19 protein-coding genes are annotated in these 17,674 nt (G+C 66.7%); 8 read left to right on the plus strand and 11 right to left on the minus strand.

What is annotated here, in order from left to right; genetic code table 11:
- Positions 1–9 precede the first annotated feature (9 nt).
- On the minus strand, positions 10–1,188 hold the full coding sequence (locus ACZY08_RS10170) for a GAF domain-containing sensor histidine kinase (protein ID WP_463745301.1): 1,179 nt from the start codon (positions 1,186–1,188) through the stop codon (positions 10–12).
- A gap of 50 nt (positions 1,189–1,238) precedes the next feature.
- A complete protein-coding gene (locus ACZY08_RS10175) occupies positions 1,239–1,901 on the minus strand; it encodes a response regulator (RefSeq protein WP_463744959.1) in 663 nt (220 codons plus the stop codon).
- A gap of 115 nt (positions 1,902–2,016) precedes the next feature.
- Between ACZY08_RS10175 and ACZY08_RS10180 the strand changes: the two genes are divergently transcribed.
- Positions 2,017–2,814, plus strand: coding sequence for an HAD family hydrolase (locus tag ACZY08_RS10180; protein WP_463744958.1), 798 nt, complete (start codon positions 2,017–2,019; stop codon positions 2,812–2,814).
- Between the two features lies 1 nt (position 2,815).
- Here ACZY08_RS10180 and mmsB read toward each other — a convergent pair whose 3' ends face one another.
- From mmsB to ACZY08_RS10195, 3 genes are read right to left on the minus strand one after another with little or no spacing between them, the layout of a single operon-like run.
- Positions 2,816–3,688: a 3-hydroxyisobutyrate dehydrogenase gene (mmsB, locus tag ACZY08_RS10185; protein ID WP_463744957.1), complete on the minus strand. Its 873-nt coding sequence runs from the start codon at positions 3,686–3,688 to the stop codon at positions 2,816–2,818.
- Between the two features lie 9 nt (positions 3,689–3,697).
- Complete coding sequence (locus ACZY08_RS10190) at positions 3,698–4,843, minus strand: acyl-CoA dehydrogenase family protein (RefSeq protein ID WP_463745300.1); 1,146 nt, start codon at positions 4,841–4,843, stop codon at positions 3,698–3,700.
- 31 nt (positions 4,844–4,874) lie between these two features.
- Entirely contained in the window at positions 4,875–6,395 is a 1,521-nt protein-coding gene (locus ACZY08_RS10195; protein ID WP_463744956.1) for a CoA-acylating methylmalonate-semialdehyde dehydrogenase, read from the minus strand.
- A gap of 162 nt (positions 6,396–6,557) precedes the next feature.
- Here ACZY08_RS10195 and ACZY08_RS10200 point away from each other — a divergent pair, with 162 nt between their 5' ends.
- Together ACZY08_RS10200 and ACZY08_RS10205 are read left to right on the plus strand one after the other, a co-directional pair.
- Positions 6,558–8,069 carry an FAD-dependent oxidoreductase gene (locus ACZY08_RS10200; protein WP_463744955.1) on the plus strand — a complete coding sequence of 504 codons (1,512 nt, stop codon included), beginning with the start codon at positions 6,558–6,560 and terminating at the stop codon, positions 8,067–8,069.
- Positions 8,066–8,671, plus strand: a complete 606-nt coding sequence (locus tag ACZY08_RS10205; RefSeq protein WP_463744954.1) for a TetR/AcrR family transcriptional regulator — start codon at positions 8,066–8,068, stop codon at positions 8,669–8,671. Before ACZY08_RS10200 ends, ACZY08_RS10205 begins: the two co-directional genes overlap by 4 nt.
- Here the strand turns inward: ACZY08_RS10205 and ACZY08_RS10210 are convergent.
- The gene (locus ACZY08_RS10210) at positions 8,650–9,060 is read right to left on the minus strand and encodes a GbsR/MarR family transcriptional regulator (RefSeq protein ID WP_463745299.1); all 411 of its coding nucleotides are present in this window, start codon (positions 9,058–9,060) and stop codon (positions 8,650–8,652) included. The two genes, ACZY08_RS10205 and ACZY08_RS10210, sit on opposite strands and share 22 nt — an antisense overlap.
- A 185-nt stretch (positions 9,061–9,245) precedes the next feature.
- On the opposite strand from ACZY08_RS10210, the gene ACZY08_RS10215 reads away from it, so the two are divergent.
- From ACZY08_RS10215 to ACZY08_RS10230, 4 genes are all read left to right on the plus strand, one after another.
- Positions 9,246–10,118: an ABC transporter ATP-binding protein gene (locus tag ACZY08_RS10215; protein ID WP_463744953.1), complete on the plus strand. Its 873-nt coding sequence runs from the start codon at positions 9,246–9,248 to the stop codon at positions 10,116–10,118.
- Positions 10,115–10,828, plus strand: a complete 714-nt coding sequence (locus ACZY08_RS10220) for a fluoroquinolone export ABC transporter permease subunit (RefSeq protein ID WP_463744952.1) — start codon at positions 10,115–10,117, stop codon at positions 10,826–10,828. Before ACZY08_RS10215 ends, ACZY08_RS10220 begins: the two co-directional genes overlap by 4 nt.
- Positions 10,825–11,586 carry an ABC transporter permease gene (locus ACZY08_RS10225; protein ID WP_463744951.1) on the plus strand — a complete coding sequence of 254 codons (762 nt, stop codon included), beginning with the start codon at positions 10,825–10,827 and terminating at the stop codon, positions 11,584–11,586. Before ACZY08_RS10220 ends, ACZY08_RS10225 begins: the two co-directional genes overlap by 4 nt.
- 116 nt (positions 11,587–11,702) lie before the next feature.
- Complete coding sequence (locus ACZY08_RS10230) at positions 11,703–12,842, plus strand: hypothetical protein (protein WP_463744950.1); 1,140 nt, start codon at positions 11,703–11,705, stop codon at positions 12,840–12,842.
- A 68-nt stretch (positions 12,843–12,910) separates the two neighbouring features.
- Here ACZY08_RS10230 and ACZY08_RS10235 read toward each other — a convergent pair whose 3' ends face one another.
- Together ACZY08_RS10235 and ACZY08_RS10240 are read right to left on the minus strand one after the other, a co-directional pair.
- On the minus strand, positions 12,911–13,780 hold the full coding sequence (locus ACZY08_RS10235) for an EamA family transporter (RefSeq protein WP_463744949.1): 870 nt from the start codon (positions 13,778–13,780) through the stop codon (positions 12,911–12,913).
- Entirely contained in the window at positions 13,777–14,388 is a 612-nt protein-coding gene (locus ACZY08_RS10240; RefSeq protein ID WP_463744948.1) for a TetR/AcrR family transcriptional regulator, read from the minus strand. Before ACZY08_RS10240 ends, ACZY08_RS10235 begins: the two co-directional genes overlap by 4 nt.
- A 106-nt stretch (positions 14,389–14,494) precedes the next feature.
- On the opposite strand from ACZY08_RS10240, the gene ACZY08_RS10245 reads away from it, so the two are divergent.
- Positions 14,495–15,613, plus strand: a complete 1,119-nt coding sequence (locus tag ACZY08_RS10245; RefSeq protein ID WP_463744947.1) for a DmpA family aminopeptidase — start codon at positions 14,495–14,497, stop codon at positions 15,611–15,613.
- Here ACZY08_RS10245 and ACZY08_RS10250 read toward each other — a convergent pair.
- From ACZY08_RS10250 to rfbB, 3 genes are all read right to left on the minus strand, one after another.
- Positions 15,607–15,957 (minus strand): hypothetical protein, encoded by a 351-nt coding sequence (locus tag ACZY08_RS10250; RefSeq protein ID WP_463744946.1) that lies wholly within the window; start codon positions 15,955–15,957, stop codon positions 15,607–15,609. The two genes, ACZY08_RS10245 and ACZY08_RS10250, sit on opposite strands and share 7 nt — an antisense overlap.
- A 98-nt stretch (positions 15,958–16,055) precedes the next feature.
- Entirely contained in the window at positions 16,056–16,658 is a 603-nt protein-coding gene (locus tag ACZY08_RS10255) for a dTDP-4-dehydrorhamnose 3,5-epimerase family protein (RefSeq protein ID WP_463744945.1), read from the minus strand.
- Positions 16,655–17,650 (minus strand): dTDP-glucose 4,6-dehydratase, encoded by a 996-nt coding sequence (gene rfbB / locus ACZY08_RS10260; RefSeq protein ID WP_463744944.1) that lies wholly within the window; start codon positions 17,648–17,650, stop codon positions 16,655–16,657. Before rfbB ends, ACZY08_RS10255 begins: the two co-directional genes overlap by 4 nt.
- Positions 17,651–17,674: the final 24 nt, after the last annotated feature.

Below are 17,674 nucleotides of genomic sequence, written 5' to 3' on the forward strand. Positions count from 1 at the left end.
ATTCGATCCCTAGGTGATTGCCGAAGTCAGCGGGATGGATGCGGTCACGGTGGTGCCGGCGCCCGGCCTCGACCGGATGTGCAGCCGGCCGCCGACGATCTCGGCCCGCTCGGCCATCGACAACAACCCGTAACCGCCCATCTCGTCACTGCCCAACGGGTGCTCGAAGGTGTCGAAACCCTTTCCGTCATCGACGATTTCGAGCCGGGCCACGCCGTCGTCAACCGAGAAGGTGAGCCGGGCCCGGTCCGCCTCGGCGTGTTTGACCACGTTCTGCAGGCATTCCTGCGCGATGCGGTACAGCGCCAGCTCGATGTGGTCGGGCACCCGGGTCTCGGCGAGGTCGACGTCGATCGGGATTCGTGGGATCGAGCGGGCCAGGCTGGCCAGCCCGCCCGACAGGCCGAGATCGTCGAGTACCGGCGGGCGCAGCCCACTGATCGCAGCCCTGGCCTCCTGCAACGTCAGCGCGACCAGTTCGCGCGCGGCCGCCAACTGTTCGGCCACCGTCTCCGGGTCGACCGCGCGGGCCGCGGCGTCGAGGCGGTACGACAGCGTGACCAGCCGCTGGGAGATGCCGTCGTGGATATCGCCGGCCAACCGGCGCCGCTCGATCTCCTGTGCCTGGATCACCTGCTCGACGAAATTCTCGTGCGCCCGCTCGCGCGCCACCAGCTGGCGGTGCAGGCGGGCCTGGTGCAACGCACCGGCGATGAGCCGGCCGATCATCAACAGCAGCTCCACGTCGCGCGGCGTGAACTCACGGCGATCGACGGTGTGCACGTTGAGTACCCCGACCAGCCCGCCGGGCCCGGTCTCCATCGGTACCGACACCATCGAGGTGAAGTCACGCCCGCGCAGCGACTCGAAGGGCATGTAGCGGGGATCGGATTCCTTGTCGTGGCTGATCACCACGGGTTGACGGTGGCTGGCCACCCAGCCCGAGATGCCCTGCCCCAGTGGGAGCCGGATCTTGCCGATCTCGGCATCGAACGGCGGCGTGGCCCCGGCCAGTGTCAGTGCCCGTTCAGAATCGTCGAGCACGTGCACGAAGCACACATCGGTAGCGGTGGACGCAGTGATCATCCGCGCCGCCGCAGCGGCCAACGGCTCCACACCCGGGCCACTCGATGCAGCGCGGATGAGCTCGCGCAGCAGCGCCAGTTCCCCCTCGGCGGTGAGCTCGATGGGGCCCGGTTCGGAGGTCAAGTCGCGGCCCGGCTTCTCAGGCTTGGCGCTCACTGGTAGATGCCCTCCCGTAGTGCGGTGGCCACCGCGCCAGCCCGATCACTGACCCCGAGCTTGCGGTAGATGGAGCGCAGGTGGGTCTTCACGGTCTCCTCGCCGATCACCAGCTTGTTGGCGATCCCGCGGTTGGACAGGCCCGCCACGACGAAGGACAAGATCTCGCTCTCGCGCTGGGTCAGACCCTGCCGGACACCGGGCCAGAACTCGTCGCGTTGCAGGCGGGCCGCGGTACCGGCCGCTCGTGCCGCCATCCCGGGATCGATCGCGGTCTGCCCGCTGTGGGCGAATTCGAGCTGACGTACCAGCTCGTCGCTGCTGATGCTCTTGAGCAGGTACCCCGACGCACCCACCCGCAGCGCCTGGAACAGGTATTGCTCATCGTCGTAGACCGACAGCATGACCACCTTGCGGTCCGGTTCGCGTTCGCGCAGCACCCGGCACAGATCCAGCCCGCTGGAGCCCTCCATACGCACGTCGCACAGCACGATGTCGGGGTCCAATGTCTCGATGACGCTCAGCGCCCGCTCGGCGCCGACGGCCTGGCCGACCACCTCGACCCGGTCGTTGAACGCAGCAAGCATGGCCTTGAGACCCTCGATGACCATTTCGTGGTCGTCGACCAGCACAAGGCGCACTGGATTGGAGGGCGCCATGGCATCACCCTAGAGGTGGCACCGGGTGGCGAGGGCTGGAGCAGATAAACATCAACTCGCTTAATCCCCCGTAGGGGGGACGCGCGACCGATGTGACGTGGGCCACTCTCATGGGGTGTCGTCAACACAAGAGAAGTCATGGCGGGCCGGGCGGTTCTGGTGGGACTGTTCGCAGCCTGAGGTGAGCGCCCATCCGCTGCGTGCGGTGATCCTGGACCTCGATGCGCTGTCGGATCTCGACGTCGACGGGCATCGCGTGGTCTTCAACGCCGCCTTCGCCGCGCACGGTCTGCCCATCGAATGGGGCGTTGCGCGGTACCAGCAGCTGCTCGCGCTGCACGACGAGCACCAGCGGGTCACCGCGGAGCTGCGCAAGCGGTGCGTGGGGCCCGACTGCGATGTGCTCACCGAAGTGCTCGCCGACGAGATCTGCATGACCAAGGACATGATGTTCGACGAGATGATCCTCGACGCCGGCCTGACGCCGCGGCCGGGTCTGGAGGATCTGGTGAACGACGCGTTCCTGGCCGGCCTGCCGGTCGGGGTGGTCGCGGCGGGTCGTCGGCGCTGGGCCGAACCTCTGGTGCGTCAGCTGGTCGGGGACGGCCTGGTGGAAACCGTCGTCACCATCGATGACGTGAGCGCACCCGGCGCGGAGCTGTACCGGCACGCCCTGGCCGAGCTGGGCGTGGCGGGCCATGATGCGCTGGCCATGGTGGGCTCGGCCACGGGCCTGCGTGCTGCCAACGCAGCCGGGATGGCCGGCGTGTTGGTCGCCCCCGACGCCGGTGTGGTTCCACCCGGTGCGGTCGCGGTCCGGCCCGACTTCGCCGGCCCCGATGCACTGCGTCTGCCGGCATGTCAGCGCCTGCACACTCAGTGGTGGGCGCAGCGCAGCCCGTCAGCCGCGTAGCTCAGCCGCGGAGCGTCTCGATGACCGCGCTGAAATCCTTGTCGGCGTGGTCGGCCGCGAATTTCGTGTAGATCTCGGCTGCATGCGTGCCCAGCGGGGCCGATGACCCGGTGGACTCCACCGCAGCCATCGCCAGGCCGAGATCCTTGTTCATCAGCGCCGTGGCGAACCCCGGTTTGAAGTCATTGTTGGCCGGGGACGTCGGAACCGGTCCCGGCACCGGGCAATTTACCTGCACAGCCCAGCAATTGCCGGTCGCCCCGGTGATCACGTCGAACAGCGCCTGTTTGTCGAGGCCCAGCTTCTCGGCCAGGACGAATGCCTCGCCGACGGCGATCTGCTGCACCGCCAGCACCATGTTGTTGCACACCTTGGCGGCCTGCCCGGCGCCACTGGCACCGCAATGGATGATCTTGCCCGCCATGGGTTCCAGCGCCGGCCGGGCAGCCTCGACAGCTTCATCGGAACCGCCGACCATGAAGGCCAGCGTGCCGGCCACCGCGCCCTTGACGCCGCCGGACACCGGGGCGTCGAGCTGGGCGAAGCCGTGCTCGAGGGCGACCTTGTTGACCTCACGGGCATCGTCGACCGAGATCGTCGAGCTGTCGATGAACAGGGCCCCCTCAGCGGCGGCGGGCAGGACCTCGGCGTAACAGCTCTTCACCAGGGCGCCGTTGGGCAGCATGGTGATCACCACGTCGGCGTCGGTGACGGCCTCGGCGCCGGTGCCGAACACGTTGACGCCGTTGGCCTTTGCCGCCTCCTGCGCGGCGGGCACCGGGTCGAAGCCGCGCACGGTATGCCCGGCCGTGACCAGGTTGGCGGCCATCGGCCCGCCCATGTTGCCCAGCCCCAAGAACGCGATCGTGCTCACGTACGTCTCCTATCCCGCCGCGCGGGCGCGGGCAGATTCAGCGCGCCCGATGACCACGCGCATGATTTCGTTGGTTCCCTCAAGGATGCGGTGCACCCGCAAATCCCGGACGATTTTCTCCAGACCGTACTCGCGCAGATAGCCGTAACCGCCGTGCAACTGCAGCGCCTGATCGGCCACCTCATAGCAGGTGTCGGTGACATACCGCTTGGCCATCGCGCACAACGTCACCTTGTCGGGGTGGTTGGCATCCAGCGCAGACGCCGCCCGCCACAACATGTTTCGGGACGTCTCCAGGCCCGTGGCCATGTCGGCGAGAGTGAACCGGATGGTCGGCTCGTCGAGCAGGGCGCCCCCGAAGGCCTTGCGGTCGGCCAGGTAGCTCAGTGTCTTGCCATAGGCGGCCTGCGCACCACCCAGCGAGCAGGCTGCGATATTGATCCGCCCGCCGTTCAGACCGTTCATGGCGATTCCGAACCCGGTGCCCTCGGTGCCACCGAGCAGGGCCTCGGCCGGAACCCGAACCCCCTCGAAGATCACCTGGGCGGTGGGCTGTGCGTTCCAGCCCATCTTCTGTTCCTGCGCACCGAAACTCAGCCCCGGTGCGTCCTTCTCGACGACGAACGCCGAGATGCCGCGCGGCCCCTCGGCGCCGGTACGGGCCATCACCACATATACGTCCGAACTTCCGGCTCCCGAGATGAACTGCTTGACCCCGTCGAGAACGTAATCGTTGCCGTCCCGCACGGCCCTGGTCCGCAATGCCGCCGCGTCCGAACCGGCACCCGGTTCGGTCAGGCAATAGCTGGCGATGGATTCCATCGAGGCCAGCCTTGGCACCCAGGTCTTGCGTTGCTCCTCGGTGCCGAAGCTGTCCACCATCCACGCGCACATGTTGTGAATGGACAGGAACGCCGCCAGGGTCGGATCAGCGGCGGCGAGCTGCTCGAAGATGCGCACCGCATCCAGTCGGCGCAGCCCGCTGCCACCGGCGTCCTCACCGCAGTAGATGGCGCCCATGCCGAGTTCAGCCGCCTCCCGCAACACGTCGGTGGGGAAGTGATGCGTCTCGTCCCATTCCAACGCGTATGGTGCGATGCGTTTCTCGGCGAACGCGGCCGCCGTGTCGGTGATGACACGGTCGTCCTCGCTCAGGCTGTACGGGTCGTTCAGGTTCACAGGTCTGCTACTTCATGGTCGGGATGACGAACTCAGCGCCATCCTTGATGCCCGACGGCCACCGCTCCGTGACGGTCTTGGTCTTGGTGTAGAACAGGATCGAATGCGGCCCGTGCTGGTTGAGATCGCCGAAACCGGAGCGCTTCCAGCCGCCGAAGGTGTGGTAGGCCACCGGAACCGGGATCGGCACGTTGACGCCGACCATGCCGACCTGCACACGTGAGACGAAGTCGCGCGCGGCATCGCCGTCGCGGGTGAAGATCGCCACGCCGTTGCCGTACTCGTGCTCCGACGGCAGCTTGAGCGCTTCCTCGTAATCATGTGCCCGGACGATGCACAGCACCGGACCGAAGATCTCGTCGGTGTAGATCGACATGTCGGTGGTGACGTTGTCGAACAGCGTGGGGCCGATGAAGTAGCCGCTCTCGAGGCTCGCGTCGCCGAAAGTCATTTCGTTGCTTGCCCGTTCGCGACCGTCGACCACGAGCTCGGCTCCGGCGTCGACGCCCTGGCCGATGTAGTCGCGCACCCGCTCGAGGGCCGCGCCGGTGACCAGCGGCCCGTAATCGGCCTTGGGATCCAGGCTGTGCCCGACCCGCAGCTGGTTGACCCGCTCGACGAGCCTGGCGCGCAGCCGGTTCGCGGTGTCTTCACCCACCGGCACCGCGACACTGATGGCCATACAACGCTCGCCGGCGCTGCCGTAGCCGGCGCCGATCAGCGCGTCGACGGCCTGGTCCAGATCGGCGTCGGGCATCACGATCATGTGGTTCTTGGCGCCGCCGAAGCACTGGGCGCGCTTACCGTGCGCGGCCGCGCCCGAGTAGATGTACTGCGCGATGTCGGAGCTGCCGACGAAGCCGACGGCCTTGATCTCGGGGTGCTCGAGGATTGCGTCGACGGCTTCCTTGTCGCCCTGCACCACCTGGAACACGCCGGCGGGCAGGCCGGCCTCGATGAACAGCTCGGCCAACCGCAGCGGCACCGACGGGTCACGCTCGGAAGGCTTGAGGACGAACGCATTTCCGCAGGCCAGCGCGGGGCCGGCCTTCCACAGCGGGATCATGGCCGGGAAGTTGAACGGGGTGATGCCCGCGACCACGCCCAGGGGCTGGCGGATCGAGTACACGTCGATACCGGTGCCTGCGCCCTCGGTGAACTCGCCCTTGAGGAGGTGGGGGATGCCGACGGAGAACTCGATGACCTCCAGGCCGCGCTGGATGTCGCCCAGAGAGTCGGGGACGGTCTTGCCGTGCTCCAGACTGAGCAATTCGGCCAACTCGTTCGCGTGCTGGTTCACCAGCTCGATGAACTTCATCAGGATGCGGGCGCGGCGCTGTGGGTTGTAGGCAGCCCATTCCTTCTGGGCCTCGACGGCGCCGGCGACGGCGGTGTCGACGTCGGCAGCGGAGGCGAGGGCCACCTTTGCCTGCACCTCGCCGGTGCTGGGGTTGAGCACATCGGCGGTACGGGTCGACCCGGCGGTGGTGCGCCGGCCGTTGATGAAGTGGGGAATCTGTGTAGTCATGGCGTTCCGTCCAGGATTGTGCGCAGTAGTGGCAACTCGGGGCTTACCCGAGATACTTGCATATCCTAGTAATTGGCCAGAGGCTTTGGCAAGGGTTTCGGCGGTGGCCCTTTTCGGGGATGAGCCTTTTCTTTACGGCACCGTATCGTTAATATATTCCGCATGACTGCTAACGATCCAGAAGTCATCGTGGTGGGCGCCGGGCCGACCGGCCTGACCTTGGCCTGTTCGCTACGCCTGCACGGCCTTTCGGTGCGCGTCCTCGACCGCGCGCCAGGGCCGGCGACGACGTCACGCGCCAATTTCCTGCATGCCCGCGGCTCGGAAGTGTTGGGCCGGATCGGTGCACTGGGACGCCTGCCGGATGAGTCGCTGCGGGCCATGCGCATCACCAACTACCTCGGCGACCGGCCGGTGATGACGCTCGAGTTCGGTGATCCCGGCATGCGGACGGCCGCGCCGCCCATGGTGGTGTCGCAAGCCAAGGTCGAAGCAGCACTGCGGGATCGGCTCGCGCAACTCGGGGTGGAGCCGGAATGGGGTCGGGCGGTCGTCGGCGTGCACCAGGACGGTGACACCGCGGTGGCCGAACTCGGTGACGGTGAGGAGATCCGCGCGCCCTGGATCGTCGGATGTGACGGCACGTCCAGCGTGACCAGGCAGCAGGCGGGCATCGCGTTCCCCGGCGTCAAGCTCTCCGAACGCTTCCTGCTGGCCGATGTGCACCTGGACTGGGATGTGGACCGCGGCGGCACGAGTGGCTGGATCCATCCCGACGGAATCCTCGGCGCGATGCCGATGCCCTCCAACGGCACGGCGAGTGGCTCGAACAACCTCTGGCGCTTGTTCATCTACGACCCGACCCCGGGCGGGAAGCCAAGCGACAACGAGATCCTCGAACGCATCAAGTACGTCGTGCCGCTGCGGACCGGACGCAGCGTCACCGTCGGCGACGCCGAGTGGCTGTCGATGTTCACCGTCCACCGCCGGTTGGCGGACAAGTACCGCAACGGGCGGATCCTCATCGCCGGTGACGCCGCGCACGCCCACGCGCCGTTCGGCGGGCAGGGCATGTTGACCGGTATCGGCGATGCCGAGAACCTGGCCTTCAAAATCGCCCTGGTGACACGAAAGCTGGCGTCCGACACACTGATCGACACGTATGAGGCCGAACGCAGGCCCCTGGCCACCGAAGTGCTGCGCGGGACGAGCGCGGTCACCCGGGTCAACGTGGCCAGCAATCCCGTCGGCCGCTTCCTGCGCGACCACGTGGCGACTCGGCTCTTCGGTCTGCCGTTCGTTCAGCGATGGACTACGTTCACCGCCTCACAACTGTGGGTGAGCTATCGCAAAGGTCCACTCGGTGGGCGTGGCGGCAAGCCGCGATCGGGAGATCCGATTGCCGACCGGCACTGCACGCGTCCGGACGGCGCGGCAACCCGACTGCACAGCGAGCTCGGCGGTCGGTGGGTGCTGCTACTCCCCGGTGGTGCGCCCGTCGATCTCGAATCGGTCAGGCGGCTCGGCGATTTCGTCGTCATCCTTCGCCACGACGGCTCAGACGTCATGTTGATCCGGCCCGACGGCCACCTCGCGTGGCGGGGAAGACCCGGCGATGTCGAGGGCCCCGACCGTTGGCTGGCCGCCGCTCTGGGCTCGGGAACCGTTCGATGACCACGCCGGTCGGCCGGGGCCGGCCACGTGACGTGGGAGCTGATCGCGCAATCTTGCAGGCCGCGCTGGATCTGTTCATCGAGCGTGGGGTCGAAGGGTCCAGTATCGAGCAGATCGCCAAGCGTGCCGGCGTCGGCAAGCCGACCATTTATCGGCGGTGGTCGGCGAAGGAAGATCTGATTGCCGCGGCCATGGAGGCGTTGATCGCCGAGGAGGTGGGCTGGGCTTCACCGGAGGCGATCGATCTAGCCTCGCCGTACGAGCTCGTGGAAGCGGCAATCGAGAGTGCGGCCGTCACCACCACCACCACACCGCACTACCGCGCGCTGGTAGCCCGAATCTATGGTTCAGCGGTCAGTCATCCAGCGTTGATGGGACTGTACTGGGATCGCTATATCCTGCCGCGCCGAAGGCTCGCGGCCCGACTACTCGAGCGCGCGCAGGAGTGCGGAACTGTCGCTCTCGACGCCGATTTCGACGTGGCGATCGACATGATGGTCGGTGCGATCACCTACCGCGTGCTGCAACCCGACCCGCCCGACACCGAGGAGATGCGGCGCTATCTGCGGGCGGTCTACCGTCAGGTCGGTTTGCTTCCCTGACCGTTCTGTTGCTGCCAGCGATCCAGCAGCGTGGGGATCTCGGCCATCAGAAACGCGTAGAAGTCGCGCATCTGACTCAGTCGGCGGTGAGCCGGGCCGTTGCGGTCGGTGGCCGTGATTCCGGCGTCGGCGGCGGCTTGCATGGCCGCGATCGTCTCGTTCTGGCTGGTGAACAGAACCGCCCACGCGTCGTCACGTAACCGGAAGTGATCGCGCCGGCTGGCCGGCGCGGGAACCCGCTCGGCCAGACCGACCGACGTCAGCATCTTGAGCGAACTCGAAATCGACCCGGCGCTGGCTTGCAGGGTGTCGGCCAACTCGGCCATCGTGACGCTGGGTAGTTCGGTGAACAGCAGGGTGGCGAGCACGCGCGCGGGCATCCGCTGCATGCCGTGGCTGCTGAGCACCAGGGCGAGCTGCTCGGCTGTTTGCTGCGCATCTGCGGCTTTCGCCACGACGAATCCTCCTTGGCAGGAATACCCTTCAATAATTTCTGAAAGTTTAGTACAGTCATGGGCGGTGTTCCGGGAAGTCTGGTCGGAGATGTAATTTTCGTCTGCGCGGAAGGGCACTGATGCACACAGCGACCGATGTCATCGACGTTCGGGGTTTGACGTTCACCTATCCCCGGTCCACCGAACCGGCGGTGCGGGGAATGGACTTCGCCGTCGGAAACGGGGAGATCTTCGGATTTCTCGGCCCGAGCGGAGCCGGGAAATCCACGACGCAGAAGCTTCTCATCGGCCTGCTGCGCGGGCATGGCGGCCAGGCCACGGTGTGGGGTCGCGACCCCGTGGACTGGGGGCCGGACTACTACCAGCGCGTCGGCGTCTCCTTCGAACTTCCCAACCACTATCACAAGCTCACCGGCCTGGAGAACCTCCGGTTCTTCGGCTCGCTGTACGAGGGCCCGACAGCCGATCCGATGGAGCTACTGGAGGCGGTCGGTCTGGGTGACGCCGCCAACACGCGAGTGGCCAAGTACTCCAAGGGAATGCAGATGCGGCTCACGTTCGCGCGGTCGCTGATCAACAACCCCGAGTTGCTGTTCCTCGACGAGCCCACCTCGGGGCTCGATCCCGTCACCGCCCGCAAGGTGAAAGACATCATCCTGGACCTGAAGGCGCGTGGCCGCACGATCTTCCTCACCACACACGACATGTCCACAGCCGACGAACTGTGCGACCGGGTGGCCTTCGTCGTCGACGGCGCCATCGTCGCGCTGGATACGCCGGCCGAGCTCAAAATCGCGCGTAGCCAGCGCCGCGTCCGGTTGCAGTACCGCACCTCCGATGGGCTCGCCACCTCCGAGTACGGGATGGACGGTCTGGCCGACGATCCGGAATTCCATGCGATTCTGCGTAATCACCACGTCGAGACGATCCACAGTCGCGAAGCCAGTCTCAACGACGTCTTCGTCGAGGTCACCGGGCGGCGGCTGTCATGACCCGGTTGCTCACCGCGGTCCGGCTGGAACTGACCATCGCGGCCCGGCAGAAGTTCCTGCACGCGGGTGTGTTCTCCGGTCTCATCTGGCTGGCGGTGCTGCTGCCGATGCCGCGTGACCTGCGCCCGGTCGCCGAACCGTACGTGCTCGTCGGTGACATTGCGATCATCGGCTTCTTCTTCATCGGCGGCTCGGTGTTCTTCGAGAAGCAGGAGCGCACGCTCGGCGCCATCATCTCCACCCCATTGCGGTTCTGGGAGTACCTGAGCGCCAAACTCTGTGTCCTGTTGGCCATCTCGTTGTTCGTGGCGATCGTGATATCGACCATCGCCGACGGCTTCAGCTACCGGCTGGTGCCGCTGATCCTCGGGGTCGTGCTCGGTACCCTGCTGATGCTGCTGGTCGGGTTCATCACGTCGCTACCGTTCGGCTCGGTCACCGACTGGTTTCTGGCCGCCACCATCCCGCTCGCGGTCATGCTGGTGCCGCCACTGATCTACTACTCGGGGTTGTGGCCCAACCCGGTGTTGTACATCGTGCCCACCCAGGGCCCGCTCCTGCTCTTGGGCGTGGCGTTCGACCAGGTGGCATTGACGACCGGGCAGCTGATCTATTCGGTGCTGTATCCCGTTCTGTCACTGGCCGTTCTGTGGTGGGCGGCCCACGTGCTTTTCGGACGGTACGTCGTCGAGAGGTCGGGTGTCCTGTGACTGCAATACTGAGTTCCGGCACGGGCAGGGCGCTGGCTGCATTCGGCCGCAACGATATTCGTGGCACCTACCGTGATCCGCTGCTGGTGATGGTGGTGTTCGCACCCGTGATCTGGACCAGTGGCGTGGCTCTTCTGACCCCTAAGGTCACCGAGATGCTGGCGCAGCGTTACGACTTCGACCTCGTGCCGTATTACCCGCTGGTGCTCACCGCGTTTCTCCTGCTGACCAGCATCATCATCGCCGGGGGATTGGGCGCGTTCCTGATGCTCGACGAGGTCGACGCCGGCACGCTGGCGGCACTGCGCGTGACGCCGGTGCCGATGTCGACGTTCTTCGCCTATCGCGCGGGCACAGTCATGGTGGTCACCACGGTCTATGTGATCGCGACACTGTCGTTCAGTGGAATCCTGGAGCCGGGGGTGGTGGGGGCCCTCGTCCCGATCGGGTTGGTCGCCGGACTGTCGGCTGTGGTGACACAGCTCCTGATTGTCACGCTGGCGGGCAACAAGATTCAGGGCATCGCGATGCTGCGCGCGTTGGGCATGCTGATCGCGGGGTTGCCGTGCCTGCCCTGGTTCATCGACTCGCCTTGGAACCTGGCTTTCGGAGTGCTGCCGCCGTACTGGGCGGCCAAGGCGTTCTGGGCCGCCAGCGCGCATGGCACCTGGTGGCCGTATCTGGTGGGTGGAGTGGCCTACAACCTCGCGATTGCCTGGCCGTTGTTCCGGCGATTCGTCGCCAGGTCTGCGCTGTAGAGCGCGCCGGATCAACAATTCGAACCTTCGCAGAATGCGAATGTTTCACAGCGGATTCTCAGCTATGGTCGCGCGGCCAGCTGTCGCTGGAACCTCGTATAACTGAAGGAGAACGAGTGAGACTCGCTCTACGGCCGTATATGACGGCCGGCGTTGCGCTGGTCGGCGCCGGTGTCATCGCTGTTACCCCGGTGGCGGCCCCGCCGCCCGACATCCAAACGCGCGCAGTGCAACTCAGCGCCACCGCGATCGACGATCCGATCGCGGTGTTCAGCCCAGTCTTCGCCCGGGTGGACACCCTGGTTCAGCAGGCCATTCAGGTGCAGGTCGACAACCCCTTCCCGGTCGTCAACGGGTTGATCGGGAAGGCGTTGGCCGACGGTCAACACCTGGGCGCGATTGCGAATGTGGTCGGCCAGCAGGTCTTCAGCGTGGCGGCCAATTTCCCGGTCGCCATGGGCAAAGCGGCCCAACGGGCTGCCGCGGGTGACTTCACCGGCGCGGTCGGCGAGTTCACCCCCGTCTTCACGGGGCCCGTCTTTCAGCTGATCGCGCAGTGGCCGGCTATCCCGGCCTATGTGCGGCAACAGTTCGTCGTCGCGGGGCAATTGGTGAGCGAGGCGATGGGGGTAACTTGGTCGATCACCATGGGGCAGGCGTTGAGAGTGTTCACCGTGGTGAACGCAGTAGCGGGCGCGCTCGATGAGATCGCAGACGCGATTCCGGCAGGTGATCCCGGTCGGGCGATCAACGCCGTTCAGCACGGCATCGCCAATACCGCAGACGCAGTGCTCAGCATCGCCGGCGGAGTGAGGGTGCACCTCGACCGCAGTCGCGGCAGGATCCGTGACATCCTGAACCCGCCTCCGCCAGTGACCGCGTCTGAGAAGCTTTCCGGCACACCGGCGGTCACGGATGCTGAGACGCTGTCGCTGCCGGCGGCAACACCGGCCATGAAATCGCAGGCCGTCGAAACACCGGCCGCGCCGGAACCGGCTGGCGAGACCGTCAAGGAAACTGTGAAACCCCTTGTCCGGCATAGCCTCGTCGCGGTTCCGGGCAAGAGCGTGATCGACCGGGTCGGGTCTGATCGGTCCGCCAAGGTGGCTTCCGATGTGAGAGAAAAGATCTCGTCGACCGTCAAGAAGGTCGACGAGGGGATCAAGAAGGCATTCGCCAAGCCTGAGAAGAAGGCGACGACGGGATCCCGCGGCAGCGGCAGCGGGTCGACCGGCGCGGCGGGGGACGCCGACTGAACCGGCGAACAGACGTGCGGGTACCTCAGATGTTCATCGCGTGGGTACCTGTGCGTCTGTTCGTGTCGTTAACCGAGAGGTTCTGCCGGCCCCGCGTGCGCTGAACGCACCGCGCCGATGCCGGCCGCGGTCACCAGGGTGACACCGAGGTACCCGAGAACTCCGATCTGTTGGCCGAGCACCACGAGCCCGGCGAGCGCTGCGGTGACCGGTGACAGGCAGGTCAGCACGGCGAACGTGGCGGGCGGCAGCCGGCGCAGGGAGATCAACTCCAGCGAGTACGGGATCACCGACGACAACACTCCCACCGCGACGCCTATCCCGAGTACGCGCCAATCCAGTGCGTCCACGTGCACGGAGGACACCGCAAACGGGGCGACGGCGATTGCGCCCATGGCGGTGGCCAGTGCCAGGCCGTCGACGCGACGGAACTCCGCGGCGGTACGTGCCGACGCCAGGATGTAGCCGGCCCAGGCCACCCCTGCGGCGGCCGCGAACGCGAATCCCGTGGCCTCGAAATGCCCCCCGCCTCCGTGCGGCAGGCCCAGCGATGCGACGCCGGCGAGGGCCAGCACCGCCCACAGCCAGGCAGCCCTGCTCTTACCGGTCAGCACCGACAGAATCAGTGGGCCCAGGGCTTCGATGGTCACCGCAATACCGAGTGGGATCCGCGCGATGGCCAGGTAGAAGCAGAAATTCATCGTGGCCAGCGTCGCGGCCAGGGCGATCGCCGCACCGCAGGCCTGCCGCGTCAGGCCCCGAACGGTCGGGCGCACCGCCGCGCACAGGATGACCCCGGCCACCGCGAACCGGGCGAACAGCGCTCCCAGTGTGCCGACCGCGGCGAAGAGGCCCACCGCGAACGCCGCGCCCACCTCCTGGCTGACCGCGGCGATCACCACCAGCAGCGCAGCCGCGACCGGGGCGCGGGTGGTCACTCCATCACCGGAAGCCGAGCCCCGGTCGCCAGTTCGGCATAGCCGCGCATCAGCCGTAGGGCGGTGCTGCGGTCGAGGTCCGGATCTCGTGCCACGATGCGGTACCCGAGATAGTCCTCCATGGCCATGAGTGTCATGGCGATATCGCGGGCGGGAGACGCGAGTGTGAAAACACCGCCGGCGGAGCCGGATTCGAGTATCTGCACGTAGAGATCCACCTGCCGGTGATAGATGTGCTGGATGTCGCGACGCTGGTCGAGTACGAATCCGGCGGCCAGTACGGCCCGCCAGATCGCCCGCCACTCGGCGTCCTCCGGTCCGGTCGGCAGGCCGGCGGCGATCATGAATGCGATCTGATCGCGGGCGTCCGCGGTGCGCTCCACCACAGAGAGCCGGTCGTCGTAGAACTTGCGGTCGGAGCGTTGCGCGAGCGCCGACAGCAGCTGGTCCATCTCCCGGAAGTAGTAGCGCACCGCATTGGGGGTCAGATTGAGCTCAGCCGCCACGTCGGCGATCCGCACGGTGTTCAGATCGCTGCGCTCGATCAGTGCGATCGCAGCGTCGAGGATCTCCTCGCGTCGTTGCGCTTGTCGATTCGGCCGTCCCACGTGTCACATCCTTACCGGGTTTCGCCGATTAGTTGCGTCGAGCGGCATCCGCAGCCATTATTTTCCAATCTTGAAAACAATTTCGCCACAACCAGCCGGGGGATGCATGCCGGACTGCTCCTCACGCCCGCGCGCCCGTGACATCGGCGTCGTGATCGGTGAGCACCCCACGGGCCCGAACAACGCCATCACCGACGTGGCCGGCGTACGCGTCGGGCACACCACCATTCAGCGGCCCGGACCCAACCCCGTCAACACCGGCGTCACCGTCGTGATCCCACACCCGGGAATCTTCACCGAGCCGGTCTTCGCCGGCGCGCACCGGCTCAACGGCAGCGGCGAACTCACCGGACTGGAGTGGATCCGCGAGTCCGGTGAACTCACCACACCCATCGGCCTGACCAATACCCACAGCGTCGGCATCGTCCGCGACACACTGGTCCAAGCTCAGGTGCAGGCCCGCGGTGACGGGCTCTACTGGTCCCTGCCTGTCGTAGGGGAGACCTACGACGGGCTGCTCAACGACATCAACGGCCACCACGTCCGCCCCGAACACGTGGGAGCCGCACTGGCTGACGCCACGGGCGGGCCGGTCGGTGAGGGCAATGTCGGCGGCGGTACCGGAATGATCTGCCACGGCTTCAAAGGCGGGATCGGAACCGCCTCGCGGGTCACCGAAACCGTGGCCGGGCCCTACACCGTCGGCGTGCTCGTACAGGCGAATCATGGCCGACGCGAACGTCTTCGGGTCAACGGGGTGCCCGTCGGGGAGATGGTGAGCCCCGAGCTGGTGCCGACCCCCCACCTCCCGATGCCGTACCCGGCAGGATCCGGTTCGATCATCGTCGTGATCGCCACGGATGCGCCGTTGCTGCCGCACCAGTGCACCCGGCTCGCGCAACGCTCGGCCCTGGCCGTCGGCCGGGTCGGCGGAACCGGTGAGCAGTACAGCGGTGACATGATGCTGGCCTTCTCCACCGGCAACCGGGGGATCCCGCCGTACGGGTGGGACGAGAACCCCGACGCGAACCGCCCCGAAATCGCGGTGCGCATGGTGGCGCCGCAGCTGATGACCCGACTGTTCGACCTGGCAATCGAAGCCACCGAAGAAGCCATCGTCAACGCGCTGGTGGCTGCCGAGACGATGACCGGTCGCGGTGGGCTGACCGCCCACGCGCTTGACCACAAGCTGCTGCACTCGGCCCTGGTGCTCGAGGGTCACTGACCTAGGTCGGCGGGTCCGCACGGCCTCGGCAGGAACAGCGACCAGCACATGTTCGGCGGCTGCCACGGATAGGGCGGTGGCGGATTGTCGCCTTCCCACACGGTGGAGGAGACGTTGCCCTGTCCGGCGTTGACGAAGTGGTAGCTGTGGCAGGTATTCCAGTCCCAGTTCGGCCTGGCATCTACCGGCGAGTTGAACCCGCCGCCGTAACCGCCCGGTTCATCGCCCGGACACCATTGGTAGGGGCCGCCGGCGTGCGCGGCACCCGCACCGACTGCCAGGCCTGCCAGGGCCAGGCTGCCGGACGTGAGCATCGTCGCCGCCAACCGCGAAGCTCGGTTCATGCTGGTCTCGTTCCGTCGGGCGCACGGGCGTTTGATGCGCGGATAGCGCCATCGTCACCGAATGCGGCCGACAGGTATGGAGTAGCGCGCTACCTCAATCAGCCCCGGACGCCGGCGCGCAGCTCGTCGACGAACGCGCGGGTCTCGTCCCACGTCGGCAAGAGCCCGGCGGCGCGCACCTGCTCCAGCGTCGGGGCGGCGGCGTCGCGCTCGGACAGCACCGGCTCGCTGACCGGCCAGTCGATCCCCAGATCGGTGGCCAGGATGGTGTGCTCCCGCTCCGGGCTGTACGGCGCCGAACACAGGTACATCACCGTCGAGTTGTCCTCCATCGACAGGAAGGCATGGCCAAGGCCCTCCGACAGGTAGACCGAACGCCGACTGTGTTCATCGAGCAGCACCGAATCCCACTGACCGAATGTCGGGGAGCCCACTCTGACATCGACCACCACGTCGAGCACGGCGCCGCGGACACACGTCACGTACTTGGCCTGGCTGGGCGGCAGTTGGGCGAAATGCACGCCGCGCAGCACCCCGGCCGCCGACACCGAGCAGTTGGCCTGGTGCAGGTCGAAGCGATGCCCGGTCATCTCGGTGAACCCGGCGTCGGTGAACCACTCGAAGAACAGCCCGCGCCCGTCGCCGTGAAGTTTGGGTGTGATCTCCCAGGCGCCGGGGATCGTGAGTTCGCGGGCGGTCACTGGCCGCGCTCCGAGTATGCGCCTTCCACTGCGTCTTTCAAGGGCCCCCACCAGGATTCGTTGTTGCGGTACCAGTCGATCGTGGCCTGCAGGCCCTCGTCGAAATCGGTGTGTTCGGGCGCCCAGCCCAGTTCGTCATGCAGGGTCGACGGGTCGATGGCGTAGCGCAGGTCGTGGCCCAGCCGATCGGTGACATGGTCGAAGTCGTCCGGGTCGCGGTCCATCAACCGCAGCAGTGTGCGCATGACCGTGAGGTTGTTGCGCTCGCATTCTGAGCCGATGAGATAGGTGCGGCCGGCGTGGCCATTCATGAGGATCTGCCACACCGCTCGGTTGTGGTCGTCGACGTGGATCCAGTCACGCACATTGGCGCCCGTGCCGTACAGCTTGGGGCGCCTGCCGGTGAGGATGTTGGTGATCTGACGTGGGATGAACTTCTCCACGTGCTGATAGGGCCCGTAGTTGTTGGAGCAGTTCGAGATCGTCGCGCGTACGCCGTAGGAGCGCACCCACGCGCGCACCAGCAGGTCGGCGGCAGCCTTGGTGGACGAGTAGGGGCTCGACGGGTTGTACGGCGTGCCCTCGGTGAACCGGGCCGGGTCGTCGAGTTCCAGATCGCCGTACACCTCGTCGGTGGAGATGTGGTGGAGCCGAGCGCCGTGCCTGCGCACGGCCTCCAGCACGGTGAATGTGCCCACGACATTGCTGTGCAGGAACGGCTCCGGGTTCGCCAGGGCGTTGTCGACGTGGGTCTCGGCGGCGAAGTGAACGACGGCGTCCGCCTCGCCGATCAGCCGATTCACCAGGTAGGCGTCGGCGACATCGCCCTGCACCAGCCGAATCTGGTCGGCCACCGGTGTCAGGGATTCCTGGCTGCCCGCGTAGGTCATGGCGTCGAGCACCGTCACCGACGTCGTTTGCGCCTCCCGCACCGCGAGACGCACGAAGTTCGCCCCGATGAACCCGGCGCCGCCGGTGACCAGTAGCCGCATGCGCCAACCCTAACTGGCCGCAGC

The sequence above is a fragment of the Mycobacterium sp. IDUB_9 genome (assembly GCF_055419505.1).

Coding starts and splice junctions, on each gene's coding strand:
- ACZY08_RS10175 (WP_463744959.1), bottom strand. CDS start 1,901: ATGGCGCCCTCCAATCCAGTGCGCCTTGTGCTGGTCGACGACCACGAA.
- ACZY08_RS10195 (WP_463744956.1), bottom strand. CDS start 6,395: ATGACTACACAGATTCCCCACTTCATCAACGGCCGGCGCACCACCGCC.
- ACZY08_RS10200 (WP_463744955.1), top strand. CDS start 6,558: ATGACTGCTAACGATCCAGAAGTCATCGTGGTGGGCGCCGGGCCGACC.
- ACZY08_RS10205 (WP_463744954.1), top strand. CDS start 8,066: ATGACCACGCCGGTCGGCCGGGGCCGGCCACGTGACGTGGGAGCTGAT.
- ACZY08_RS10210 (WP_463745299.1), bottom strand. CDS start 9,060: ATGCAGCGGATGCCCGCGCGCGTGCTCGCCACCCTGCTGTTCACCGAA.
- ACZY08_RS10215 (WP_463744953.1), top strand. CDS start 9,246: ATGCACACAGCGACCGATGTCATCGACGTTCGGGGTTTGACGTTCACC.
- ACZY08_RS10220 (WP_463744952.1), top strand. CDS start 10,115: ATGACCCGGTTGCTCACCGCGGTCCGGCTGGAACTGACCATCGCGGCC.
- ACZY08_RS10245 (WP_463744947.1), top strand. CDS start 14,495: ATGCCGGACTGCTCCTCACGCCCGCGCGCCCGTGACATCGGCGTCGTG.
- ACZY08_RS10250 (WP_463744946.1), bottom strand. CDS start 15,957: ATGAACCGAGCTTCGCGGTTGGCGGCGACGATGCTCACGTCCGGCAGC.
- rfbB (WP_463744944.1), bottom strand. CDS start 17,650: ATGCGGCTACTGGTCACCGGCGGCGCCGGGTTCATCGGGGCGAACTTC.